The sequence below is a fragment of the Adhaeribacter soli genome, assembly GCF_008727925.1.
Classification (GTDB): Bacteria; Bacteroidota; Bacteroidia; order Cytophagales; family Hymenobacteraceae; genus Adhaeribacter_A; species Adhaeribacter_A soli.
The window spans coordinates 14,830-39,894 of sequence record NZ_VTWT01000015.1 but is presented as its reverse complement, the minus strand read 5'-3'; the positions used below and the strand labels follow the sequence as shown (position 1 = coordinate 39,894).

19 protein-coding genes are annotated in these 25,065 nt (G+C 47.1%); 10 read left to right on the top strand and 9 right to left on the bottom strand.

Annotated elements, in window-relative coordinates:
* Window positions 1–633 precede the first annotated feature (633 nt).
* Window positions 634–2,145, top strand: coding sequence for a DEAD/DEAH box helicase (locus F0P94_RS19440; RefSeq protein WP_317133071.1), 1,512 nt, complete (start codon window positions 634–636; stop codon window positions 2,143–2,145).
* A 412-nt stretch (window positions 2,146–2,557) separates the two neighbouring features.
* Here the strand turns inward: F0P94_RS19440 and F0P94_RS19435 are convergent, their stop codons facing one another.
* The 4 genes from F0P94_RS19435 to F0P94_RS19420 form a co-directional block, all read right to left on the bottom strand.
* Window positions 2,558–3,511 (bottom strand): 1,4-dihydroxy-2-naphthoate polyprenyltransferase, encoded by a 954-nt coding sequence (locus F0P94_RS19435; RefSeq protein ID WP_317133070.1) that lies wholly within the window; start codon window positions 3,509–3,511, stop codon window positions 2,558–2,560.
* Between the two features lie 16 nt (window positions 3,512–3,527).
* Window positions 3,528–4,046: a glutathione peroxidase gene (locus F0P94_RS19430; RefSeq protein WP_225307300.1), complete on the bottom strand. Its 519-nt coding sequence runs from the start codon at window positions 4,044–4,046 to the stop codon at window positions 3,528–3,530.
* Window positions 4,047–4,315: 269 nt separating this feature from the next.
* Window positions 4,316–6,106: an arginine--tRNA ligase gene (argS, locus tag F0P94_RS19425; RefSeq protein ID WP_150906219.1), complete on the bottom strand. Its 1,791-nt coding sequence runs from the start codon at window positions 6,104–6,106 to the stop codon at window positions 4,316–4,318.
* Entirely contained in the window at window positions 6,106–7,077 is a 972-nt protein-coding gene (locus tag F0P94_RS19420; RefSeq protein ID WP_150906217.1) for an arginase, read from the bottom strand. Before F0P94_RS19420 ends, argS begins: the two co-directional genes overlap by 1 nt.
* Window positions 7,078–7,773: 696 nt before the next feature.
* Here F0P94_RS19420 and F0P94_RS19415 point away from each other — a divergent pair.
* The 8 genes from F0P94_RS19415 to F0P94_RS19380 all read left to right on the top strand — a co-directional run bounded on the left by F0P94_RS19415 (window position 7,774) and on the right by F0P94_RS19380 (window position 16,381).
* The gene (locus tag F0P94_RS19415; protein WP_150906215.1) at window positions 7,774–9,387 is read left to right on the top strand and encodes an NAD(P)/FAD-dependent oxidoreductase; all 1,614 of its coding nucleotides are present in this window, start codon (window positions 7,774–7,776) and stop codon (window positions 9,385–9,387) included.
* Window positions 9,362–10,966, top strand: a complete 1,605-nt coding sequence (locus F0P94_RS19410; RefSeq protein WP_150906213.1) for a hypothetical protein — start codon at window positions 9,362–9,364, stop codon at window positions 10,964–10,966. Before F0P94_RS19415 ends, F0P94_RS19410 begins: the two co-directional genes overlap by 26 nt.
* Before the next feature lie 130 nt (window positions 10,967–11,096).
* Window positions 11,097–12,491 carry a type III PLP-dependent enzyme domain-containing protein gene (locus F0P94_RS19405; protein ID WP_150906211.1) on the top strand — a complete coding sequence of 465 codons (1,395 nt, stop codon included), beginning with the start codon at window positions 11,097–11,099 and terminating at the stop codon, window positions 12,489–12,491.
* Window positions 12,492–12,837: 346 nt separating this feature from the next.
* Window positions 12,838–13,542: an aquaporin Z gene (gene aqpZ, locus F0P94_RS19400; protein ID WP_150906209.1), complete on the top strand. Its 705-nt coding sequence runs from the start codon at window positions 12,838–12,840 to the stop codon at window positions 13,540–13,542.
* Between the two features lie 208 nt (window positions 13,543–13,750).
* Window positions 13,751–15,253 (top strand): competence protein CoiA, encoded by a 1,503-nt coding sequence (locus tag F0P94_RS19395; RefSeq protein WP_150906207.1) that lies wholly within the window; start codon window positions 13,751–13,753, stop codon window positions 15,251–15,253.
* Window positions 15,254–15,313: 60 nt separating this feature from the next.
* A complete protein-coding gene (locus tag F0P94_RS19390) occupies window positions 15,314–15,751 on the top strand; it encodes an SRPBCC domain-containing protein (RefSeq protein ID WP_150906205.1) in 438 nt (145 codons plus the stop codon).
* A 106-nt stretch (window positions 15,752–15,857) separates the two neighbouring features.
* Window positions 15,858–16,082, top strand: coding sequence for a hypothetical protein (locus F0P94_RS19385; RefSeq protein WP_150906203.1), 225 nt, complete (start codon window positions 15,858–15,860; stop codon window positions 16,080–16,082).
* Entirely contained in the window at window positions 16,079–16,381 is a 303-nt protein-coding gene (locus F0P94_RS19380; protein ID WP_150906201.1) for a type II toxin-antitoxin system RelE/ParE family toxin, read from the top strand. The genes F0P94_RS19385 and F0P94_RS19380 overlap by 4 nt, the downstream gene beginning before the upstream one ends.
* A 391-nt stretch (window positions 16,382–16,772) precedes the next feature.
* Here the strand turns inward: F0P94_RS19380 and F0P94_RS19375 are convergent, their stop codons facing one another.
* From F0P94_RS19375 to F0P94_RS19355, 5 genes are all read right to left on the bottom strand, one after another.
* The gene (locus F0P94_RS19375; RefSeq protein WP_150906199.1) at window positions 16,773–17,645 is read right to left on the bottom strand and encodes a ribose-phosphate pyrophosphokinase; all 873 of its coding nucleotides are present in this window, start codon (window positions 17,643–17,645) and stop codon (window positions 16,773–16,775) included.
* Window positions 17,646–17,862: 217 nt separating this feature from the next.
* Entirely contained in the window at window positions 17,863–19,383 is a 1,521-nt protein-coding gene (locus F0P94_RS19370; RefSeq protein ID WP_150906197.1) for a thymidine phosphorylase family protein, read from the bottom strand.
* Between the two features lie 153 nt (window positions 19,384–19,536).
* Entirely contained in the window at window positions 19,537–20,910 is a 1,374-nt protein-coding gene (locus F0P94_RS19365) for an MBL fold metallo-hydrolase RNA specificity domain-containing protein (protein WP_150906195.1), read from the bottom strand.
* Window positions 20,907–23,570: a cation-translocating P-type ATPase gene (locus F0P94_RS19360; protein WP_150906193.1), complete on the bottom strand. Its 2,664-nt coding sequence runs from the start codon at window positions 23,568–23,570 to the stop codon at window positions 20,907–20,909. Before F0P94_RS19360 ends, F0P94_RS19365 begins: the two co-directional genes overlap by 4 nt.
* Window positions 23,557–24,429 (bottom strand): restriction endonuclease, encoded by an 873-nt coding sequence (locus F0P94_RS19355; RefSeq protein WP_150906191.1) that lies wholly within the window; start codon window positions 24,427–24,429, stop codon window positions 23,557–23,559. The genes F0P94_RS19360 and F0P94_RS19355 overlap by 14 nt, the downstream gene beginning before the upstream one ends.
* A 245-nt stretch (window positions 24,430–24,674) precedes the next feature.
* On the opposite strand from F0P94_RS19355, the gene F0P94_RS19795 reads away from it, so the two are divergent.
* Window positions 24,675–24,815, top strand: coding sequence for a hypothetical protein (locus F0P94_RS19795; protein WP_191907113.1), 141 nt, complete (start codon window positions 24,675–24,677; stop codon window positions 24,813–24,815).
* Window positions 24,816–25,065 lie beyond the last annotated feature (250 nt).

Sequence of the window (25,065 nt, the reverse complement as noted above, 5' to 3'; positions counted from 1 at the left end):
AGCCGCGGTCATTCTCGATGCAGTAGGTTTCGATGGTGCCCGGGCAGGGATGCTGATTACCGGTGATCGGACGGGGCTGCGAGGTGTTGCAGGGTCCGTTGCTTTGGGCATTTGAGATCTGGCTGATTAAAAGGAACAAAAATAAAAATACGGAAGTTAGTAGTCTGTTTGGCATGGCTTTAAAAAGTTAAATTTTCAACATATTCACTCTTTTAATTTTCAATTCAATTTTTAGTATTTTGCTTTCTTGGGGTTTTAACGCCACGCCTACAGGCCAGTTGCACTTAAAAAAGTCTATAAATTTATAATGCAAATATTTTCACGGTATATTTCAATTTAAAACCTATTTAAAAAGCAATTAGCGCACTTTTATTAGCAAAACGCCCAACCTGATGCCAAATCTGAATTTAACTTTTCAAAGCAACCAACAATCTGAAAGGCCTATCAGGGAGCTATCCAAGTCAATCATAACGCGAAATACAGGCCTGCTAACATAAACAAAATAGTACAATTCCTCACTAGGTATATTAAAAAAACACATGAACCTTGCGGAGTACCGAACTTTTTAAGTAGCTTTACCTTTTCCGATTGTTTGCGCCGCTTTTTCACCGCGCAACTCACTTTTTTACTTAAATGGATACTGTTTCTTTCAATAGTTTTGATCTGCACGACGATCTGCTCTCGGGTATAAATGCCATGGGCTTTAAAAATGCAACCCCGGTGCAGCAACAAGCCATTCCGGCTATTCTGGAAAAAAAAGACCTGATTGCCTGTGCTCAGACCGGAACCGGCAAAACCGGCGCTTACCTTATTCCCTTGCTGGACCGGATATCGCACGCCGCCCACGACCATACCAGCACGTTAATTCTGGTACCTACCCGCGAACTGGCCAAACAGATAGATGATCAGGTAGAAGGCCTCTCCTATTTCGTTTCGGCGCAAAGCATTGCCATATATGGCGGCAGCAAAGGCGAAAACTGGGACCAGCAAAAGAAAGCCTTAACTTCCGGCGCCGACATTATTGTAGCGACGCCAGGTCGCTTGATCGCGCACATGAATATGGGTTATGTGAAGTTCGACAAGCTGAATTACCTGGTGCTGGACGAAGCCGATAAAATGCTGGATATGGGCTTTATGGACGACATCATGCGGATCGTAAACGAACTACCGAAGAACCGCCAGACGTTGCTTTTTTCGGCCACCATGCCGCCAAAGATCCGCACATTAGCCAAAAACATCCTGAACGAACCGGTAGAGATCAGCCTGGCCGTTTCGAAACCCGCCGAAAACATCGATCAGCGTTTTTACTTCACTTACGACAACCAGAAACTGCCTTTATTAGAAAGCCTGATCAACGGACTGGAAGTTTCGAGCATGATCGTGTTCACATCCCGGAAATCGAACGTAAATTCCATTGTGCGCTCTTTGCAGAAACTGGGCTTTACTGCCGAAGGCATTCAATCTGACATTGAGCAGGACGAACGGGAAAAAGTGCTTTTAGGCTTCCGGAATAAAAAATACCAGATCCTGGTTGCTACCGATATTATGTCACGCGGCATCGATATCGATAATATTTCGCACGTGGTAAATTTCGATATGCCCCAGGATGCCGAAGACTACATCCACCGCATTGGCCGTACCGCCCGCGCCGCCGCCACCGGAACCGCGCTCACTTTCGTGAATGAAAAGGATATGTACAAGATCCCGCGCATTGAAAAGCTGATCGAAAAAGATGTACCAAAATTTGACCTACCCAATTTCTTAGGCAAAGGCCCGGAATATAACCCGAATGCCAAACCCGAAAAACGCGGCGGCCGCGATAAAAAAGGCGGTAAAGGCAAAGGCGGCGACCGCAAAGAAAACCGCGCTCCGCGTCCGCAAGGCGAAAGAAAACCTGCTCCGAAAGCGGAAGGAACGGCAACGGAATATGCAGAAAACGCTACCGCAACAGGCTCCGAAGCCCGTGAAACTAAGAACCGCGACCAGAATAGAAACCGCAATCGCAACCGTGATCGTGATCGGAAACCAAAAGCGGAAGTTGACAACGACCGTCCGATAAAGCCCTTCGTACCGAAACGGGAATCGAAAACTCAACAAGCCGCTGAAGGTAAACCAACTACAGAAAATACTGGCTCTGCTGAATAAAAACAGTAGTGTTTCAGGCTAAAAAGAAAGCCCCGCAACTATGCGGGGCTTTTTTTTCTGAATCAGAATTTTAGAATTTTCAGAATTTTGATGTATTTGATTTTCTGGCGCAAGTGTTAAGCGAAAGCGTCACTTGGGCCTGACAGACAAGAGCCAGTCTTTAGACTGGCGTAAGCAGAACTCCTCTTTAAAGGCTGAAAACAGAGGTAAATTATTCATCTTTATCTTACTTCAGCAGCCGACAAATACTTTTATCCGCGATCCGAAGCACGGAAGTCTGGAGACTTTCTCCTGTACGTTAAGCCCAAGTGACGCTTATGCTAAACACTTGCGCCAGCAAAAAACAAATATCCCGAAATTCTGAAAATTCTAAAATTCTGAAAATTCTGATTCAGATATAAATGCCAGGAAACTACATACTCAGCGCCAGGCCAATTCCGAATAAGAATACGAACAGCAAGGTAGAAAGGGATAACTGTTTCAGGTACGGATCGATTTCGGTGGGTTGTTGTTTTTTAGAAACCTGAATACCGTTATAAATAAAGAACGGAAAACTCAGCACAAATAAGAATTGCGGCCAGCCAATAAACCGCCACATCACAAACCCAACCGCACAAGCCATGCCGGCTATTAATAAGCACCAGTGGTAAAGGCGGGCATTTTTTGCACCTAACCTTACCGAAACCGAGTTCTTACCGGCCAGCTTATCGGATACTATGTCGCGGATGTTGTTTACGTTGAGCACGCCGGTGGCAAAGAAACCACAGGCCGCTGCCGGCAATAAATGGCTCAGGTTAAAATCCTGGGTTTGCAGGAATACGGTACCTAGAACGGCCACTAAACCAAAGAACAGAAAAACCGAAATATCACCTAAGCCGGCATAACCGTAAGGTTTCGGGCCGTTGGTATAGGTTATTGCCGCCCAAATAGCTGCCAAGCCAATGGCCAGAAAAAGTAGGAACAGGTAAATGCCTTCGCTGCCGAAACTAGCCCAAAGCAAACTTAAACCGGATACCAGCGACAGCAAGCTAAACACCACGATGCCGGTTTTCATTTGCTTTGCTGAGATATGCCCGGCCTGCACCGCGCGTTTCGGGCCCAATCGTTCGGCATGATCGGCGCCGTGCACGGAATCGCCGTAGTCGTTAGCCAGGTTTGAGAGAATTTGCAGGAATAGGGTAGTAAGAATGCAGAGGCCTAAAATGGTAGCGCTGAACTCCAGTTGCGAAGCGGCCAGAAAACCACCCATAAAAATGCTGCTCAGCGAAAGCGGCAGCGTACGCAAACGAAACGCCGAAATCCAGGCTTTCAGTTTTCCCGGCGCTTCGGCGTTCATGTTCGTTTCAGAATTAAGATCGGTAGGCAAAACGGTAGAAAAAGTATTACTGGTGAATGGCCGTCAGCATTTCGTTGCTCAGCGGCGTTACTTTGGAATTAAAGAAAGCCTGCACTTTGCCGTTCTCATCGATCAGGTATTTGCAGAAATTCCAGTTCGGTTTTTCGTCGGTTACGCCATTCAGCTCTTTAGAAGACAGGTATTTGTAGAGCGGGTGCATGTCGTCGCCGGCTACGGAGATCTTTTCCATTACCGGAAACGTTACGCCGTAATTCTTTTCACAGAACGTAGCAATTTCCTGGTTCGAGCCCGGTTCCTGTCCGCCAAAGTTGTTGGCCGGAAAACCCAGCACCACTACTTTATCGCCGTGCTTGTCGTAAAGCTCCTGCAGCTCTTTGTATTGCGGTGTATACCCGCATTCCGAAGCCGTGTTCACGATCAGCATTTTGCGGCCTTTGTAATTGCTGAGCACAATGTCTTCGCCCTGCAGGGTCTTGAATTCGAAATCGTAAATCGATCTGGCCGGATTGTTCGCCTGCTCCGTAGAGCCTTCTATTTGTGACATAGTTTTCGATGTTTTAGGATTTTGCTTTTCCTGACAACCAATTGCTGCCAGTACCAAGAGCATATATACTGCTTTTTTCATTTTAGGATATCCAAATGTGTACGGACAGGGCTTGACTTGTCCCCACGTTATTGCGACAAATTATCTGAACAAGATTATTAAGATTTACCAGATGGCCAGGATTTTTGATCCGGAATGCGTGAATGGCAAAACCTGATCCGGAATGCGTGGGACAGGTCAAGCCCTGTCCGTACACAATAAATAAAAATCTACATCCTATCCGGCACCTGAATACCTAATAATCCCATTGCCTTTTTAATGGTCCTAGCTACCTGTCCGGAAAGGGCGATCCGGAAGCTACGGGTTTCTAAATTGGTTTCCTGGAAGATGGAGACTTCGGTGTAGAAACGGTTGTAGGCTTTGGCCAGTTCGTAGGCGTATTGGGCTACGATGCTTGGGGCGAACAGATTGGCGGCTTCCTGCACCATTTTCTCGTAACCGCCCAGCTGCACAATTACTTCGGCTTCGGTTTCGTGTAAAGCAGGAACCTTGGCAAAAGCGGCTTCATCGTAGGCAATATCCATTTCGGCGGCTTTGCGCAGGATGGCGGCAATACGGGCGTGCGTATACTGGATAAACGGACCGGTGTTGCCCTGGAATTCGATGGATTCTTCTGGATTGAAGAGCATGCGTTTTTTCGGGTCCACTTTCAGCAGGAAGTACTTGAGCGCGCCCATGGCCAGTTTGTGGTAAAGCTCTTTCGCCTCCATTTCGCTGAAGCCTTCGATCTTTCCGAGTTCTTCGGTTTTCCGGCGGGCGGTTTCGTTCATTTCTTCTACCAATTCGTCGGCATCTACCACGGTGCCTTCGCGGCTTTTCATTTTACCGCTTGGCAAATCTACCATGCCGTAGCTCAGGTGGTAAATGCCGTCGGCGTATGGTTTGCCCAGATTTTTCAGGATGGCTTTGAGCACCTGCATGTGGTAGTTCTGCTCGTCGGCAATAACGTAAACCGAGGTGTCGTAGCTGAATTCCTGGTATTTCAGTTCGGCGGTGCCTAAGTCCTGGGTGATGTAAACGGAAGTGCCGTCGGCACGGAGTACCAGCTTTTCGTCCAGGCCCTCTTCTTTCAGATCTACCCACACGGAGCCATCCGGTTTTTTGTAGAATACGCCTTTGGCCAGGCCTTCTTCCACGCGCTCTTTGCCTAATAAATAGGTTTCCGATTCGTAGTAATACTTATGAAAGTCTACGCCGATGTTCTGGTAGGTTTCGTCGAAGCCCTGGTACACCCAGGCGTTCATCTGCTTCCACAAAGCTAATACTTCGGCATCGCCCTGCTCCCATTTTTTGAGCATTTCCTGGGCTTCTTTCATGAGCGGGGCTTCTTTCTTGGCCGTTTCTACCTCCATGCCATTCTTCACCAGTTCGTCAATTTCCTGCTTGTAGGCTTTGTCGAACATCACATAGTAACGACCGGCCAGGTGATCGCCTTTAATGCCGGCCTGTTCCGGGGTTTCTTCGTTCCCGAAAAGTTGGTAGGCCAGCATGCTTTTGCAGATGTGAATGCCGCGGTCGTTGACCAGGTTTACTTTGGTAACGTGGTTGCCCGCTGCTTCCAGGATTTCCGAAACCGAATAACCCAGGAAGTTATTGCGCAGGTGGCCTAAATGCAACGGCTTGTTTGTGTTGGGAGATGAATATTCCACCACGATCTTCTTTCCGGTGTCGGGCAGTTTTCCTTCGGTATTCCCTAACATCTCGCGGAACAGCTCCAGCCACACGTTTTCGCCGATCTCTAAATTAAGAAAGCCTTTTACCACGTTGAAACCGGAAATTTCCGGCGCATTTTCCTTCAGGTATTCGCCTAAGGCCTGCCCGATCTGTTCGGGACCTTTGCCGGCCTGTTTGGTGTAAGGAAAAGTTACGAACGTAAAGGTACCGGCAAACTCCTTGCGGGTGGGCTGCAGGGAAATGGTAGCCGGTTCTACGGCAATGGAGAATGTATTTTGTAAGGCAGCAGCAAGCGCCGTGCGGATTTTCTGTTCCAGGTTTTTCATTAGGCTAGGGTACTGATTTTTGCCTCGCGGGCAACTATAGATTTGGTGGCCGCTTCCAGAATTTCGAAAGCATTTTCGGCCATGGTGTTTTCGGTATCGAGGGTTGGGTTAATTTCTACCATTTCGAAGCAGCAAACCCGTTCGTCTTTTAATAAGCAAGAGCAAAGTTCTTTGGCCTGTTCTACGGTTAAGCCAATTTCTACGGGCGTACCGGTGCCTTTGGAGAATTTGGAATCCAGGCTGTCCACATCGAAGGAAACGTAGATCAGGTCGCAATCCTTCAGGCGGTGAAGCGCTTCTTTGGCTACCATTTCGGGCCCCTTTTCGTTAAACTCTTCGAACTGGTAATTTTTAATGTTGTGCTTTTTCATTATGTAGTCTTCCGGTTCTTCGAAAGAGCGTACCATAATGTAAACCAGGTCGTCGTAGGCTAATTTCGGGCCGTCTACGCCTACTTTTTTTACCGACCGCCAGAAGAATTTGGTTTCCGGATCAAGGTCGTGAATTTTGCATTCTTTGTTGTCTTCGTTCAGCGCAATGGCCAAACTCATGCCGTGCATGTTGCCCGAAGGCGTGGTATAAGGCGAGTGGATGTCAGAATGGGCATCGATCCAGATCACGCCGAGCCGCTTGTCGGGATGGGCGGCTTTAATGCCGGCAATGGTACCGGCTGCATTGGAGTGGTCGCCGGCCAGCACCAGGGGGAACATGCGAAACTCAAACGTCTGGGCCACCGTGGAACTGATGGTTTTAAGCGTTAACAGGATGGAATCGATGTATTTGGCGTGCGGGAAGAGGTTTTTCTCGAACAGTACGTAATTGTCGTTCGGTACTTCGATGGAATTGAAACGGGAAAAATAATCGGAGCCGGCATCTAAGCAGGCAATTTTAAGGGCATCAATTCCTAAACTGGCACCACGGGTTCCGGCCCCTAATTCCGATTTAACTTCAATTAATTTTACATTTTTCATAAAAACGTTAGAACATTCCTTTTGCAAAGATGAGAAAATACGGGCAATATTGCACGAGTAGTTATTTACTGAAGTTACGCAAGTTTTTGAGGTCCCCCTTTGGAGGGGGACTTTTCATTCTGGAAAAAACTGTTTGCTCTTCCGGATTTATAAATCCGGAAGTAACCTGATAGGGGTCTATTGACCCCAGTGTGCCATTTTAAAGCCTAAACACGGGGATTAATAAATCCCCGACAGGTGGTTTTCGGATAAAAATATCCGAAAAAGCATTTCTTAGACCAGCAATTTTGAGAATGAAACGGCCCTACCTTCAAAGAGGGCAATACATTCAAGCGGATTCTCCCCTCGAGCATTTAGAGGGGTGTTTACATTTGCTGATTTTTATAAAATAACGTGTTAACACCCCTATGATCCCCTCAAGGGGATAATCATTAGCCAGAATGAAACGGCCCTGCTCCAAAGGGGGACTTTTCTCCTGCTTACGTAATGTCAGTTATTTATACCACCCTCAGAAATAAAATTAAACCCGAACCCTGCTTCTGCTGCTTTCCTTCCCGGCCGGATTTGAACAAACCGGCGGTTGCTGAATGCAGTTCTTGCCGCGTATTCCTGAATAACAGATACAAGGAGGTTTAAATTTAGTTACTTTTGAGGCCTTTTGCGGAGTTGAAATAAAACTTCTGCAGTGTTGAAAGCATGTCGATTGAAGCAAAGCGCAAAGCTATTATTATTGGGGCAGGGCCAGCCGGCTTAACCGCTGCATTAGAGTTATTAAGGACTACCGACGTTATTCCGGTAATTCTGGAAGCCGGCACCGATACCGGCGGCATTTCCAAAACCGTTAATTACAAGGGCAACCGGATAGACATCGGCGGTCACCGGTTTTTCTCTAAATCCGATACCGTTCTGAAGTGGTGGCTCGATATTCTGCCGCTTTCGCCTGCTGCTGCTGCCAGTGAACCGATCGAGTTAACGTACCACAATTCACACAGCTTCCTGCATCCGGATAAAAAAGGTAAAACCAGTGCAGACGAAAAGGAGCAAATGCTGGTACGGCCGCGTAAATCCCGGATCTACTTCAACCGGAAATTCATTAATTACCCGGTTACGCTTTCCGGCGATACGATAAGCAAATTAGGTTACTGGTGGACCTGCAAAGTGGGAATCGATTATGCCAAAAGCCTGGTTAGCCCGATAAAGCCGGAAAAAAGCCTGGAAGATTTTTACATCAACCGTTTCGGCGCTTACCTGTACCGGACCTTTTTTCAGGCCTATACCGAAAAGATCTGGGGCGTTCCGTGTAACAAAATAAGTCCCGAATGGGGAAAGCAGCGGGTTAAAGGGTTATCGATCCTGCAGGCGGTCTGGCATATTATCCGGTCAATGATGCCGGCGGCCGAGGGCATTGCACAAAAGAAAACCGAAACTTCCCTGATCGAAAAATTCCTCTACCCGGCTTTGGGCCCCGGCCAGCTCTGGGAAAAAGTAGCCGAATTAATAAAAGAAAAAGGCGGCACCATTCTATACAACCAGGAAGTAAGGCAGCTTCATTTTGCCGGGGAAAAAGTAGTTGGGGTTACGGCTTATGATCCGGAAAGCCAAACCCAACAGCGGCACGAAGGGGATTTTGTAATTTCTACCATGCCGGTGAAGGACCTGGTAGCCGCTTTCGATTTTAAAGTTCCTTCGCCGGTTTTTGAGATCAGCCAGCAATTGCTTTACCGCGATTTTATTACGGTTGGCCTATTGCTGAAAGACCTGAAAATTAAAGATGCGCATCAGAACCGGATCACCGATAACTGGATCTACCTGCAGGAGCCCAGCATCCGGGCCGGCCGGTTGCAGGTCTTCAACAACTGGAGCCCTTACATGGTGCAGAACCCGGAAAACAGCTGGATCGGCGTGGAATATTTTTGCTACGAAGGGGACGATCTGTGGCAAATGCCCGACGAAAAACTGAAAGCGTTTGCGGCGGCAGAGCTGGCCTCGGTAGATATTATCGATTCCAGCCAGGTTTTGGATGCTACCGTGATCCGGGTGAAGAAAGCGTATCCGGCTTATTTCGGGGCTTATGCGCGTTTCGAGGAGTTACGGAATTACCTCGACAGAATCGAAAACCTGTTCCTGATCGGCCGCAACGGCATGCACAAATACAACAACCAGGACCATTCGATGCTAACGGCCATGGCAGCCGTGCAAAACATTAAGGATGGAAGATCGGATAAAGCGAACATCTGGGAAATAAATACAGAGCAGGAATACCACGAGGAAAAAGGAACGTCCAATGGCAGGAACCGCAACCAATCCTAAGGCAATAAGCCCGCTGAAGGCCGCAATTTCGGACCGGGAAAAGTTCAGCATTTACCTGTTCACGTTTGCGTTCTTTTTAACAACCATCCTGAAAATTGCGCACCATGAAATGTGGTTCGATGAGACCGAATCCTGGCTTATTGCCCGCGACAGCAACAGCCTCGGCGAGCTGCTGGTAAACAAGCAATTTGAATCGCATCCGAATCTGTGGTATTTCATTTTGTACGGCATTACCCGGTTTTCGCACAACGTTTACCTGATGCAGGTGCTGCACGTAGTACTGGCCACGGGCGCCGTTTTCCTTTTTCTACGCTACGCTACTTTTCCGTTCTTTACGCGGGTGCTGTTTTGCCTCGGGTATTTCATTTTCTATGAATACAGCGTAATTACCCGCTTATACGCGCTGGGTTTATTACTTTTATTCGGGGCTTGTGCTCTTTACCCCTACCGCTACAAATACTGGCTGTGGTTTTGCCTACTGCTTTGCCTGGCAGCCCAGGCAAACTTGTTTGCGGCCATGATCGCGGGCGGCATCGTGCTGATCTGTTTTTTCGAGTACTTGAAACCGACCGAAAATAAACTACTGATAAACAGTTTTAAACTATGGTCCGGGCTTTTGCTTTTGTTCAGTGGCTTTTTGTATTCCATGCTTTCCATGGTGAAGCATCCAAACCACAGCGTGCAGTTCAGCCCGGAGTTCAGCGGGAAGATCCTGGTTAAGAAAATAGGGTACTTTTTTAATGCCTTCTTCCCGGTAGCGCCTTTCCGGATCACGTTCTGGCAAACCAATATCGTGGAATCGTCGCATGTCAAGGTGCTTTGTTCTTTGCTCGTGCTGGGCTTCATTTTTTATTATTTCCGGCGGCGGAAACACTTCTTTTTTACCTATTGCTGCATTCTGCTGGCCATGATGGCCTTTTTCTTCCTGCTTTACAACGGGTCGTTAAGGCACCACGGACACATGTTCATGCTTTTTGCCGTACTGGCCTGGCTTTATAATTCTGAACTTCAGAGAAAAAACGCAGCGTTTACGGATCGGCAGTATAAAGACAAAACCGCTACCTGGCTGCTAAATTTGCTGTTGTTCATCCACGTGTTCGGCGGGTTACAGGCAACGGCTTACGATCTGAAATACAAATTCTCGGCCAACGAAGATCTGGCCGCTTACCTGGATACCCATTTCGAAGCCGGAACTTTTATAACAGGCACCAGCGAAATTGCCACTTCTCCCTTGGCGGCTTACAGTAAAAAATTCAAAAAGCTTTACTACTACGACACCATGCGGTACGGCAGCTTCTTTGCCGACGAAAAGAAAGCCCGCCGCCGCGATCCGTTGGACGCCATCATTAAAAACTGCCAGGGCATTGCCGGTAAACGGCGGCAGGATGTTTTACTCGTAACGGTAGGAAGATACGAATCAGAGGCAACCATCCGGAAAATAAAACAAATGCCTGGCGTGCAGGAACTGTATACGTCCCCGCGGGAGCTGATCCTCGATTTTCCGCTGACCTTATACCGGATCAGTTACCAGGATCCTCCGCAACCGCAAACTTCGACCGAAAGCAGGCAACAACAGTAAAGTACTCCCCTGTTTTCAGCTATTTTGGTGGGGTAATTTTTCTCCGGGTAACGATAATATTTTTAACTCGTTTTAGTTTAGTTGTTCATACCTTTGTACCGCAAATTTTTGCCTTAACCTAAGCCCATAAATGGATAAATACATAGATCTGATCAATCAGACGTTCGATTTCCCGACCGAAGAATTCCGGGTGGAGAATAACGAATTATTTTTTAATGAGATCCCCATGATGGAGATCGTGAAGGAATACGGCACGCCGCTGCGCCTCACGTATCTGCCCAAGATCAGTTCCCAGATCAAGAAAGCCAAGCTGCTCTTTAAAGAAAGCATGGAAAAGCTGAATTACCAGGGAAGCTATACCTATTGCTATTGCACCAAATCGTCGCACTTCAGTTTCGTGCTGGAAGAGGCGCTGAAAAATAATATTCACATCGAAACGTCTTCTTCGTTCGACATTCCCATTATCCGGTCGCTGTACGAAAAAGGCAAAGTAGACAAGAACATTTTTGTGGTGTGCAACGGCTACAAGCGCGAACTATACCGCCAGTACATTACCGAAATGATCAACGATGGTTTCAAAAATGTGACCCCGGTTATCGATAACCTGGAGGAAATTGACCATTACGACCTGCACGTTACCGAGCCTTGCCAACTGGGCATCCGCGTGGCTTCCGACGAGGAACCAAAATTCCAGTTCTATACTTCGCGGTTGGGCATTAACTACAGCGATGTTGTAAAACTTTACAAAAAGAAGATAAAAGATAACCCGAAGTTCCAGCTGAAAATGCTGCATTACTTCATTAACACGGGTATTAAAGATACCTCGTACTACTGGTCTGAATTAAGCCGCTTCGTGCACAAATACTGCGAGCTTAAAAAGATCTGCCCCGAGCTGGATACCATCGATATCGGTGGCGGTTTCCCGATCAAAACTTCCATCCAGTTCGATTACAATTACCGCTACATGATCGAGGAGATCCTGCGCACCATTCAGCGGATCTGTAAGGAAGAAGAAGTGCCGGAACCGAACATTTTCACTGAATTCGGTATCTATACCGTAGGCGAAAGCGGCGCGCACGTATATTCTATTCTGGACACTAAACTGCAGAACGACAAGGAGCTTTGGTACATGATCGACGGGTCGTTTATTACGAACCTGCCGGACACCTGGGCCCTGAACCAACGTTATATTCTCATGGCCATAAACCAGTGGGATAAACCGTACCAGCGCCTCAACCTCGGTGGCCTCACCTGCGACAGTCAGGATTACTACAACTCCGAAATGCACTCGTTCCAGGTGTTCCTGCCGAAGGTGAAAAAAGAACAGGAAGAGCCTTTGTACATCGGTTTCTTCCACACCGGCGCCTACCAGGAAAGCTTAAGCGGCTACGGCGGCATCAAGCACTGTTTAATTCCGTCACCGAAACACGTGATCATCGACCGCGAAGAAGACGGGACCTTGAAAACGTGGTTATTTGCGGAGGAACAAACCCAGGAATCGATGCTGAAGATTTTGGGGTATTAAGCATATTTGTCATCCTGAGCGCCAGTGAAGGAACTCGTTGGCTGATAACTACTGAAGTTTATTTGAAAACGCTATACTTTTCTGATGAGAAAGGTATAGCGTTTTTTTTATACCCTAAACTTAAACATTATGGCTGCAAATCAATTATAGTTTGGTTAACTACACAAACAATTATTAATACGATTGCGGCCGAAAAAAACATTTAAAACACTTACTATAAAACACTTACCAGTTTAATCTGCATCAGAAGTTCACCTGGATTAAAATACAAGCGGGAAGAAATTAAACAATGCATACCATTACGTCTGGGTCCGGTTAAAATTCATATTTATAAAAAATCAGAACTATGAAAAAGTTTATGGCAGAGTTTATTGGAACTATGTGGCTGGTTTTAGGTGGTTGCGGAAGCGCGGTTTTAGCAGCGGCTTTTCCCGAATTGGGAATTGGGTTCGTAGGTGTAGCCCTCGCTTTTGGTTTAACCGTGCTTACTATGGCCTATGCCATTGGTCACGTTTCGGGCTGCCACTTAAACCCAGCCGTTTCTATTGGCCTATGGGTGGGTGGACGTTTCGGTAAAAAAGATGTCTTGCCGTACATCGTGGCCCAAGTGTTAGGTGGAATTGCCGGTGCCGGCATTCTTTACCTGATTGCGAGCGGCAAACCGGAATCTGAACTCGGAAGTTTTGCGGCCAATGGCTACGGCGAACATTCTCCCGGCGGGTATACCCTAATGGCTGCCTTGGTAACCGAGGTGGTAATGACTTTTATGTTTATTTTCATCATCCTGGGTTCTACCTACCCAAAAGCGCCGGCCGGCTTAGCTGGCATTGCCATTGGTCTTTGTTTAACGCTGGTACATTTAATCAGTATTCCGGTTACCAATACTTCGGTAAATCCGGCCCGAAGCACCAGCCAGGCCATTTTTGTCGGTGGCTGGGCTCTAGAGCAGTTGTGGTTATTCTGGGTAGCTCCCATTGCCGGAGCTATATTAGCAGGTTTGGTTTATCAATTCATCAGCCCAAATGAACAGACCGAAACCGTAAAACAATGATTAGAATTTGGTCGATGAATGAAAAAGGGAAGACGGTACGCTCAAAACCTGGCTCCTCGCCGAAGAACAAAGCAGCGAATCGATGCTTAAGATTTTGGGGTATTAAGCTGGTAGCAGGTAGTTAGTATCTGGTATCTGAATTTTTTGGAAACGCTATACTTTTCTGAGGGGAAGGTATAGCGTTTTTTGTTGCCAAAAATGTTACATTGTGTTTACTTTTAAAGGCTTTGAATCTATGCAATATGGAATAGATAGCACCGGAAATAGAAATATTCCCACCTCTTCTGGACAGAAAGCAACTTGTCCCTTTTGTAATGGGGTCCTAATTGCAAAGTGTGGAGAAATTTACGTTAAACATTGGCAACATTCTAGTTTAAAAGAGTGTGACTCTTGGCACGAGCCAGAAACCTTGTGGCATAGAAACTGGAAGAGTAATTTTCCGGAATCTTGGCGCGAAGTTATTGTCTATAAATTTGAAAAAAAACATATTGCTGATATTCAAACTCCTAATGGATTAGTAATTGAATTTCAAAACTCATCAATTTCTACTGCAACAATTAAGGCCAGAGAAGAATTTTATCAAAATATCCTTTGGGTTGTCAATGCAATAAGTTTCAAAGATAACTTTGAGTTAAGAAGTGTTGTAAATTCTAAACTAAGACAGATTAATAAAAAAGCTTATAAAGAACTATCTGATATTGAAGATTACTACACAAAGGCAATGGAAGCCATTGTTTATAAAATACAAAATAATGAAAATAAACAAGAGGGAATATCAGAAAGCATAAATTACAGATTAAATTCAACAGCTTCGCTTAATACTATATTAAAGCAGCCAGAAGTTTTCAATTCAAAGGTTATAGAGAAGTGGGAAAACAAGGAGTTTTATTATGATCCTCTAACCTATGAAATTACAAGTAGTTTTAATTCTTCATTGAAAAAAGACTTTCTAGATATACCTGAAAAAATCAAGAAAAAGGAAATTGAAATTGAAAATTTAGAAAAAGGATTAATTAGTATCAATAAGCTTGATAGTACAACAATAGGAAATAAAATTTTTAAATGCGTAGAATTTAAGCAAATTTCTCCTGAAAGCTTCTCTAATGCCAGAGCGATTCTAAAGTCAACCAGAAATACTATTTTTCCAGAAATTAAAGAATTTAAAAATGAGCTTGATTTTCAACTACTTGGTTATAAGCAAGAGCTTTATGATTTCTTTATTGACCCTACTGATAAACTAAATTTAATAAAAGCTAAAATTTTAGAAGAAAAAAGGAACCTTGCTGATTTAATTGGCAACTCTCAATCCTTAACTGCTCAAATTAAAGCTGAACTTATAAAATTATTAGAAAATAAAATTCAAGAGAAGGATCAAGAAATAATAAATCTAAATTTTGAATTAGAAAAGCTGATTGAAGAAAAAGAATTATTGATAACTCAAAAAGCTCAACTAATTAAAGAACGAAATGATGAATTAAAAGAGGCGAAAGAAGAAATAGAGAAAGCAGTAATAGAGAAAAGGTATAAAATTATGAGAGAGCAAAAGGGTAAATATACCTTTGAATGGAAACACGAGAGAAAAAGCTGGCGACATTCCTCTAAACCAATATATTTTGATATAGGAGAAGATTATTTGTTTGAAAAAATAAATAACTCTTTATTCATAAAAACTCCTAAAAAGGAGTTTCTGGCAAAATATCTAAAACTATAGCGTTTTTAATTCCTCCCAAAATTTTCAGAACTTCTACCCCCACCAAAACCGCCAAACTTTATGAAAAGACTAAACTACACCATTCAAATAAACGCTCCGAAAGCAAAAGTCTGGGAAACGCTTTTCAACGATGCTACTTACCGCGAATGGACCAAAATTTTCAGCGAAGGCTCTTACGCGGTAACCGACTGGAAAGAAGGTAGCAAGGTGCAGTTCTTAAGCGGCGATGGTCATGGCATGTACAGCCGCATCGAGAAAGTGGTGCCTGACGAAATCATGGAGATCAAACACCTCGGCGAAATAAAAGACGGCGAGGAACAACCTTCCGGTCCGGAAACCCACACATGGTACGGCGCCATGGAAAACTACCACCTCTCCGGAAATGGTAACGCAACCGAACTAACCGTAGAACTCGATAACGAGGAAAACTACGATGAATATTTTCGGAATACTTATCCGAAGGCATTGGAGAAGGTAAAGGAAATTGCGGAGAGGTAATTCATGGCTCCTTCCCTTTTGGAAAGGTTGAATTACAGCACAGAAATTCAGAGCTGTCCAACAAAGCTTCTGATTATTCGTTATTTTTGTTAAAAGCTTTTACCTGATGAATATTCAAACCGAAAAACTGGAACTAATGAAATTGCTGCTCAACACGGAGAACCCAAAGGTGATCCAGGCAATTAAGCGGGTATTTCAGAAGGAAAAAGCTGCTGATTTCTGGAACGAATTAACGGTTGAACAGCAGCAGGAAATTCAGGAAGCCACCGCGGAAATCAACCGTGGCGACACTACCAATTATGAATCGTTTATGGTTAAACACAGGCGATGAGCAGGAAGGTAGTTTTATCTAAGCGAGCTGAAAAGAAATTAGCAAGCCTGTTTGATTTTCTAACTGAAAAATGGTCTGAAAAGATAAAGCATGATTTCATTCAGAAATTAGACAAGCGAATTGAAGCTATAAAAAACAAGCCTGAGAGCTTTCCGGAATCCGAGATCCAAAAGGGTCTTTTTAAATGTGTAATTACCAAACAAACTACGCTTTACTACCGCTTCACTTCCAGGCAAATTCAGATTGTAACTATTTTCGACTCCCGGCAAAATCCTGAAAAACTGAAGAAAGATTTATAACGCAACGGGGAAACGCTGCTCTCCAGCGCCTTCCGAAGGAGGACTACAAAGTTAAAAGAAGGTAAGCCGACTCTGACGGTATTACTAAACAAGAACCATTATCCCAAAAAATCGTGGAAGTGTAACGAAGTCGGAGACTTCCATTTTCATAGGTAGTTTTCAGTCATCCTTCGGAATACTAAAAACAGCTTTTAATGGAAACTTACAACCTCTCCGGAAACGGAAACTATCCGAACTAACCGTAGAACTCGACACCGAAGAAAGCCACGAAGAATATTTCCGGGAGTCTTATCCGAAAGCGCTGGAGAAGGTAAAGGAAATTGCGGAAAGGTAATCATCCCTAAAATGCAGCGACGGGATGCATCGCATTCATTTCTACCGAAATTCAATTCTAAATCAGACTACCTGCAATCAAATTGCTCAGATCTATTTTATTGGAGTGGTGCGGAATGGTGTTGCAGGTAATTATTTCAGCTCCGGTTGCTTTCAGAGCATCATAAGCCTTGCCGGCAAAAACGGCGTGCACACCAATGCAGGTAGCAGCTTTCATGCCGGCAGCTTTTAAATGATTTACGGTTTCGATCATGGTGCGGGCTGTGGAAATAATATCGTCTACCAGCACCGGGGTATGGTCTTTAAATTGCTCTACCTGCGGAACCGAAACCTGCACGTCTTCATCGCCGCGACGTACCTTTTGCAGCACCAAAAACGGTACGCCTGCCTGCTTTGCCACTTCTGCAACCCATTGTTCGCTTTCGCTATCGGGACCGATGAGTACGGGGTTGGGAATATGGCTTTTTATGTAAGCGGAAATGGTTTCGGAAGCGTGCAGCACCTGAGAGGGAATGGTGTAAATATCGCTCATGGTTTTCCAGCGGTGCAGGTGCGGATCGATAGTAATGAGTTCGTCTACCAGGCTGGAAAGCAGTTGCGCAAAATATTTACTCGTTACCACTTCGCCTGCATGAAAGGCTTGGTCCTGCCGCATGTAGGCTAAGTACGGCGCTACTAAGGTAATTCTTGCAACTTGTAAATGCCGGAGTTCCTTCGCCAGAAAATAAAGCGGCAGCAGTTTTTCATCGGGCTGGTGAAGGCTGCAAACTAACACCACTTCCTTTCCTGAAACTTCCGATTTTATCTGTATCAGGCTTTCCCCGTCCGGAAAATTACGTACCAGCAATTCGCCTTTCGCCATGCTGGTCAGTTTTACCAGGTTTTCGGTTAGCGTTTCGTTTCCGGGAAGAGACAAGATAAGTTTGGTCATTGGTAGTTGCGTTTTCTGGGAAAGGTAAAGTTTAAATTATTACGTCATTCACTTTATCGCGTCATCTCGACGTCAGGAGAAACAAAGTTCGGCGGAGCCAAATCTCTGGAGTTTGGTAGTAAAGCCAGAATGAAACTTCTACCAACTTGAGGAGATCTCTCCCTGCGGTCGAGATGACCGTTCCTTTAAAATCTGGGGCATCCCTATCATGTCTCATTCACCCGATCACCAGCACTTCGTTCAGGTTACTCAGGAATTCCTTCGCATATTCCAGCTCCCCTTCGGCTTCGGCATAAAGCGTAAAGAGTACATTGCCTACTTCCACCCTGCGGCCCAGCGGCGAAAGGAAGAGCATACCCGCACCTTTGGCTTTGGGAGCGCCGGCCAGCTTGGCTAGGCGGGCCAGTTTGCGGTTGTCAATCTTCTGCACAGTTCCGGCAACGGTAGAAACTACATCGAAGGTGTATTGCCCGGCCACTGGTTCCCGGAAGCCGCCCTGGGCCTGGCAGATTGCCAGAAATTTCTGGTAGGCCTGCCCGCTGTTCAGAATTTCGGCTGCTTTTGCTTTTCCCTCCCCCGGATCTACCGTTCCGGATATTTCCAGCATTTCGGACGCTAAAAATAAGGCTCTCTCCCGAAGGTCATGCGGAGAGGCGGGTGCATTGCGTAAAACGGCAAGGACATCCAGCGCTTCAAGGGCCGGACCAATACCCCGACCTACCGGCTGGCTTCCATCCGTCAGCACCACTTTCAGTTTCAGGTTAATGGCGGTGGCTACTGCCTCCATTTTCAACCGAATACCTTCCGCTTCTTCTGCCGACCGTACTTTAGCTGTTTCGCCAACTGGAATATCGATGACCACATGGGTAGCGCCAGCGGCAACTTTTTTAGATAAAACCGAAGCGATCATCTGGCCTTCGCTGTCTACATCCAGGGCCTTTTCTATCGTAATCAGCAGGTCATCGGCGGGGCTCAGGTGCACGCCGCCACCCCAGGCCATGCAGCCGTTCTCCTTCTGCACCACGTACTGCATCTGCTCCAGTGTTAAAGCGGCATTTGTAAAGGTGGAGATCACATCGGCAGTGCCGGCGGGCGAGGTAATGGCTTTGGAGGAAGTTTTAGGAATGGTGAGTCCGGCGGCGGCCAGGATGCTGACTACAATGGGCGTGGTGCGGTTGCCGGGCAAGCCGCCTACGCAATGCTTATCGGGTACCATTTCCTTGTTCCAGTTCAGACGTTTTCCGCTAAAGATCATGGCTTTTGTAAGACCTGTTATTTCGGCAATGGTAAGATCGGTAGCAGAACAGGCTGTAATGAAAGCTGCAACCTCAATGTTCGAGTACCAGCCTTTTAAAATGTCGGAAATGATTTGCTGATAATCCGCATCCTGCAATTCGTTTCCATACATTTTGCGACGGACCAAGCTTAGCGACGCTACCGGGTTCAGGTGGTCAATGCGGATCAGGTCGCCGTTCTGCACGTTCAGCCGCTGCATGGCTATGAGGGAAAGCCCAGCTTCGTTGTGGTGGATCAGTTCCGAATAAACCACGTTCAGCGTAGCTACAATTTCGGTTTCCCGAAACGAAACCACCACCCGCGTGAGCGCTTTGTACCCTTCCGATTTACAAATGTGGCAATCGGCGCGCATGTAGATCACGTTTTCCAGATATGTATCGATGCCAATGGCTTTTACCTGCAGAAAGTTGGAAGCGGGTGTTACGGTGGCGGGTGTTTCCATGGCAGTTTTTAGGGGGAAATAATAGCGTTTTTAGGGTATTGCAAAAGTAGAAACGCGATTTATCGCGTCTTTGCACGTATTCAGAAATTAATAAATTGTGGAAACAGTGGCTGTGTAAAGAGACGCGATAAATCGCGTCTCTACCATCAAAAATTAACTCAGGTAAACCTCTTCGTATAGTTCCGGAATACGCACGTAATACCCTTTTTCCGTTTCCAGTTTGGTGCGGAATGCATCGGCGGCAGTAGGTTCGCCGTGCACAATGAAAGTTTTGCGGGGCTTTTCTTTCAGTTCGCTGAGCCAGTTCAATAATCCATGCTGATCGGCGTGGGCGGAAAGGCCGTTAATCTGCGCGATGTGGGCTTTTACCAGGTAATATTCGCCTTCTATTTTGACGTCCGGCGCACCTTCCAGCAGCTGTCTCCCGCGCGTGCCTTCGGCCTGGTAACCGACCAGTAAAATGGTGCTGCGGTTATCGGAAAGGTAGTGTTTTAAATATTGCAGCACGCGGCCGCCGGTAGCCATGCCGCTGCCTGCAATCACGATCTTCGGATTTTTATCGGTTACCAGCGCCATACTTTCCTGGTAGCTTTCCAGCACTTTTATTTCGCGCAGCATTTCCGCCGCATCGTGGCCCGAAAGTTTGTGCCAGTCGGGGTTTTGCGCAAAAACGGAAAGCACGTTCGTACCCATCGGGCTGTCCATGTAAATGGGCAAATTAGGGATCTGGTTTTTCTTCCGGAGCTGCCAGAACAAATACATCAGCATCTGGGTGCGCTCCACGGCAAAACTCGGAATAATAATGGTGCCTTTTCGTTTGGCCGCCGCCTGCAATAATTCAAGCAGCTGCTCTTCGGCGTTATGCGGGTGCAGCCGGTCGCCGTAGGTAGATTCAATGAACAGGTAATCGGCGCGCTCCGGTTTTTGCGGCGGAAACAAAAGCAAGTCGTCGTCGCGGCCAATGTCCCCGCTGAAAACCAGCCTTCTTTCGCCCAACTGCAATTCAATAAAAGTAGCGCCGATGATGTGGCTGTTATAGCGGAACCGGACTTTGATCTGGTCGGAAATTTCGTGCCATTGGTCCGGCACTTTTTCGGTGAAAAAAGGTAGCGTTTCGGCCACGTCTTCCAGGTCGTAGAGCGGCACGGCGGGTTTGTGTTTCGAATAGCCTTTTTCGTTCGCCGCTTTTGCTTCTTCCTCCTGAATCTTGCCGCTGTCTTCCAGAATAATTTTGGCGACCTGCAAGGTAGGCCCTACACCCCAGATCTCGTTCGCAAAACCGGCTTTCACCAATCTTGGCAAATACCCCACGTGATCTAAATGCCCGTGCGTGAGCAGCACCAGGTCAATCGATTCCGGGTCAACGGGAAAACGGTTCCAGTTCAGTTCGCGCAGTTTTTTAAGGCCCTGAAACAAACCGCAATCCACTAAAATGGTTTTACCGAAAGCTTTGATCAGGTATTTGGAGCCGGTAACGGTGCCGGCCGCGCCCAGGAATTTTACAGAAATACGATCCGGATTTTTCATTGCTGAATGAGTTTAAATTTTTTACTGAGCTGAATGATGATAAGCGAAGCAAAGACCGCCGAAACGACCGCCAGCCAATCGGTTAAAAGCATTTCCTGAATGGCAAGCGCATTTCTTACCGGGCCGATCCAGCCGGCCAGGAACACCACTGCGCCGCTTACCAGCAGCGCCAGCCACACAAATTTATTCGTTACAATTTCGGACCGGAAAAAGAACCGGTTGCCGGAACCCATGTTGAACACGTGCGCCAGCTGGCAGAAAATGAGCGTGTAGAAAAGGATGTTGTTGTAGCGGCCTGCGTGCCAGTGTTCGGCGGGGTGCAGCACGTAATGGTTCAGGTAAACGGCCCCCAGTGCACAAAGCGAAATAACCACCGAATAAAAAATGATCGCGATCCAGCGTTGCCGGTCAATAATGGGTTCGGTGGCTTTGCGCGGCGGCTGGTTCATTATGCCCGGATTGCCTTCGGTCGCGCCCAAAGCAAGCGCAGGCAATACATCGGTAATTAAGTTAATGAAAAGGATCTGCAGCGGCAGCAACTGGAAACCCAGGTTCAAAACGGCCACGGTAGCAATCAGGAAAAGTTCGCTCAGGTTGCAGCTCAACAGAAAGATCACAAATTTGCGGATGTTCTCAAAGATTACCCTCCCCTGCCGGATAGCCACCACAATGGAAGTGAACTTATCGTCTTTCAGCACCATATCCGATACATCCTGGGCTACCTGCGTACCGCGTAACCCCATGGCCACGCCAATGTCGGCTTTTTTCAGGGCCGGGGCATCGTTCACGCCGTCGCCGGTCATGGCTACCACGTTGCCGTCTTCCTGCAGCAGTTGCACCAGGTCGAGTTTGTGCTGCGGATCTACGCGGGCAAACACGTTGGCGCCGGCAATGTCATGGCGGTCGTTGGTTGAAATTTCGGAAGCTGGTTTTAATTGTTTACCCGTTACCGGCGGATGACCATCGGGGGTATTGATGCCGAGTTCCAGCGCAATTTTGTTGGCCGTGGCCGGGTGGTCGCCGGTGATCATGATCACCCGGATGCCGGCCGAAAGACATTCTTTGATGGCAGGCAATACTTCGGGCCGCGGCGGATCTACCATGCCGATCAACCCGGAAAAGATCAGGTCTTCACCCAGTTTTGGGGGCATTTCCGATACCGTTTTGTAAGCCGCAGCCAGCACCCGCAAACCCGATTCCGCCATTTTTTCGCTTTCCTGCAACCAGGTGTCTTTCGCTTCGGCGGTCAGTTTTTTCACTTCGCCGTGTTCCAGGAAAGCCGTGCACTGGTTCAGCAACTCTTCGGCGGCGCCTTTGGCAAAAACCATCAATTCGGGTTCTTTGCCGTGCAGCGTGGCCATCATTTTGGTTTCCGAACTGAAAGGCTCTTCGGCCAGTTTGGGATGTTTCCGGCGCGCCATCACCACGTCGGTGCCGTAGTTTTTTGCGAATTTCAACAAGGCCACTTCCAGCGGATCGCCAATTTCCTGCGCTTCAGCACCTTTTTCGCTTATTTCGGCGGTATTGGTTAAAACCGAAGCGTATTTAATGAAGTGGAAATTTTCGTTCTCGCCGATCTGTTCGTTTTCGGTAATGTTCCAGCTGCCGGAAGGCGTGTTGAGCACCGAAACTTCGATTTTATTCTGGGTAAGCGTGCCGGTTTTATCGGTGCAGATCACGTTCGTGCCGCCCAGCGTTTCCACCGCCGAAAGTTTTTTCACGATCACGTTGTGCTTAGCCATTTGCAGCATGCCCCGCGCCAAAGCCAGCGTCGCCACAATGGGCAAACCTTCGGGAATGGCGGCTACGGCCAGCGCAATAACCGTTTGCAGCATGCCCACCAAAGGCAAACCGTTCAGCAAACCGGAAACAAAAATGATGATTGCCAAACCAATGGTTACCAGAATAAGCTTTTTACTGAATTCGGCCAGTTTTTTTTCCAGCGGCGTGGCGGCTTGTTCGGCGTTTTGCACCAGGTTGGCAATGTGCCCGAGCTGGGTGTTCATGCCCGTATGCGAAACGAGCAAATAGGTATTGCCGCGGGTAACAAAGGTACTTTTGAAGAGGTAATTCAGCCGGTCGCCCAGCGGCAGGCCAGCCTGCAAAGATGCTTCGTTTTTCTCTACCGGCACCGATTCCCCGGTTAGCGCCGCTTCCTCCACTTGCAGCTGCGACGTCCGGAAAATGCGCCCGTCGGCCGGTACCACGTCCCCGGCTTCCAGGAAAACCACGTCGCCGGGCACGATCTGGCTGGCTTCCATTTCCTGCAACTGCCCGTCGCGCAACATTTTAGCCGGCACCGAAGAAATCTTTTTCAATGCTTCCATGGATCTGCCTGCCTGGTATTCCATCACAAAGCCCACCACCGTATTGATCACCAGCACCACCAAAATGGCTACGGCGTTCAGGTATTCCTGGAAGAAAAACGAGATGCCGGCGGCCACCAGCAGCAGGTACACAATGGGGCTTTTCAGCTGGTCTAAAACCAAATGCCAGAGGCTGCGTTTGCGGGTTTCGGTTAGTTCATTCGGCCCGAATTGCTCCAGGCGCGCCGCAGCTTCTTCGGCGCTTAACCCGTTTTTCAGGTCCGCATCCAGTTTCCGGGCCGTTTCTTCCGCCGAAAACGCGCTGAGGTCGGTGGCAACATCAATCAATTCCATAAGCAAACAAATGCTGGCTGAGTTGTTCGGCTTCGCTTTTAACTTGCTGCAACCGGTTTCCCTTAATGCCAATTTGCTCCAGGTAAGCCGGGTGCTGGGCCAGTTCGTGACAAAGCACGATCCTGCGGTCTAAAAGCTGCTGTTTTTCGCTTTTCGTTAACGTAGTAAGGACGGTAAGCGGATAAAGCCCTTCCGATTCGATCAGGTCCTGCAGATTGCCTTTGCGTGGATAATTCCAGCCGATCAGTTTCAGGCCTATGCATTCGGCGTACTGAATGGCATCGGACGTGAAGCGGGTATTGGTAACCACCCAGCCCTGGTGCAGTTTTTCCTTATGCTCAGGCAATTCTTTCCAGGCAGTCTTTATATCTTCGAATCGCGCCTGAATGTAAAGCGGAATTTTCACGTTGTTGGTCGCTTCCGGGTGGTTGTGAAACTTACATTCCACCATAAAAATGTCGTTCCCGCGGCCAGCCAAAACATCTACTTCATGATTCACGCACCGGCCTTTGATGGTTACGCCCACTTCCACGGTAAAACCCTGGTTCCGCAACACTTCGCCCACAAATTTTTCGAACGGATACCCCGAAGGCCCCAGCTCCATGATGCCTGATTTCAGCCGGTAACGTGCCGCCAAAGGCCGGGAACTGCCGCGCAGGATCTTAAAGGCCAGCTGATATATCTTTTTAGTGGGCATACCATCATAGAGTTGCGGCAAAAGCTGGTCCATGATACGGCCTATGAGCTGCTCCGAAGCCCCGGCGCGTTTCAGGGAACGTTGCAGTTTCTCCGGAGAAAAAGGCTCTACGTCGCCGGTAGATTTGGTAATGAAGGGGTGCGGGAATTCTTTAACAGTCAAAACGGTAGAATTGAAGCCCCATTTTAAGCATTTATTTTGTTCCGGCCAAGCCTGAAACCGAATAACCCAGGAAGCCCGGAAAGGCCCGCATCCGGACAGTCAAGAGCTATGCTCCGCAAAAGTTAAGTCAATAAAATAGTTTTGCTGCCGACCGGATGAAATATTATGCCGAAGTTTTTTTTATTCATTTGAAAAAAAATCGTATTTTTGAAAATCCACGCTTAAAAAAACAGTAACGGAATTATATGAAAAAGTATTTGTTTATTGCAGCCGTAGGTCTGGTAGGCCTGGCTTCTTCCTGCAAAACCACCTGCCCGGCTTATTCTAAAGCAGATTTCAAAGCCCAGCCGGTAGCCAAAACCGCCGAAGCTTCTGTTCGCGGCTAAGCTTAAACATACCAATATTTAAAACAAAAACGTCCCGAAGCTTTTCGGGACGTTTTTGTTTCTGGGCTTCATCGTCAGCATCTGGTAGCGTAGGGTTTAAACCTTACGCTACCAGATGCTGTGTATTTTACTTTACTGCTCTTCCGGACATCTATGTCTGGAATTAACCTGGTGCGGACAAAGATGGCCGAAACAGCGTTTCATTTTTACAATTTTTTAAATTGACGTTCTTGGGTTTAAACCCTACGTC

Excerpts from the sequence above, each read along its gene's own strand:
- F0P94_RS19370 (WP_150906197.1), bottom strand. The coding sequence starts at position 19,383 with ATGGAAACACCCGCCACCGTAACACCCGCTTCCAACTTTCTGCAGGTA.
- F0P94_RS19385 (WP_150906203.1), top strand. The coding sequence starts at position 15,858 with ATGAATATTCAAACCGAAAAACTGGAACTAATGAAATTGCTGCTCAAC.
- F0P94_RS19420 (WP_150906217.1), bottom strand. The coding sequence starts at position 7,077 with ATGAAAAATGTAAAATTAATTGAAGTTAAATCGGAATTAGGGGCCGGA.
- F0P94_RS19360 (WP_150906193.1), bottom strand. The coding sequence starts at position 23,570 with ATGGAATTGATTGATGTTGCCACCGACCTCAGCGCGTTTTCGGCGGAA.
- F0P94_RS19440 (WP_317133071.1), top strand. The coding sequence starts at position 634 with ATGGATACTGTTTCTTTCAATAGTTTTGATCTGCACGACGATCTGCTC.
- F0P94_RS19380 (WP_150906201.1), top strand. The coding sequence starts at position 16,079 with ATGAGCAGGAAGGTAGTTTTATCTAAGCGAGCTGAAAAGAAATTAGCA.
- argS (WP_150906219.1), bottom strand. The coding sequence starts at position 6,106 with ATGAAAAACCTGGAACAGAAAATCCGCACGGCGCTTGCTGCTGCCTTA.
- F0P94_RS19410 (WP_150906213.1), top strand. The coding sequence starts at position 9,362 with ATGGCAGGAACCGCAACCAATCCTAAGGCAATAAGCCCGCTGAAGGCC.
- F0P94_RS19405 (WP_150906211.1), top strand. The coding sequence starts at position 11,097 with ATGGATAAATACATAGATCTGATCAATCAGACGTTCGATTTCCCGACC.
- F0P94_RS19365 (WP_150906195.1), bottom strand. The coding sequence starts at position 20,910 with ATGAAAAATCCGGATCGTATTTCTGTAAAATTCCTGGGCGCGGCCGGC.
- F0P94_RS19375 (WP_150906199.1), bottom strand. The coding sequence starts at position 17,645 with ATGACCAAACTTATCTTGTCTCTTCCCGGAAACGAAACGCTAACCGAA.
- F0P94_RS19430 (WP_225307300.1), bottom strand. The coding sequence starts at position 4,046 with ATGTCACAAATAGAAGGCTCTACGGAGCAGGCGAACAATCCGGCCAGA.
- F0P94_RS19795 (WP_191907113.1), top strand. The coding sequence starts at position 24,675 with ATGAAAAAGTATTTGTTTATTGCAGCCGTAGGTCTGGTAGGCCTGGCT.
- F0P94_RS19390 (WP_150906205.1), top strand. The coding sequence starts at position 15,314 with ATGAAAAGACTAAACTACACCATTCAAATAAACGCTCCGAAAGCAAAA.
- F0P94_RS19415 (WP_150906215.1), top strand. The coding sequence starts at position 7,774 with ATGTCGATTGAAGCAAAGCGCAAAGCTATTATTATTGGGGCAGGGCCA.
- aqpZ (WP_150906209.1), top strand. The coding sequence starts at position 12,838 with ATGAAAAAGTTTATGGCAGAGTTTATTGGAACTATGTGGCTGGTTTTA.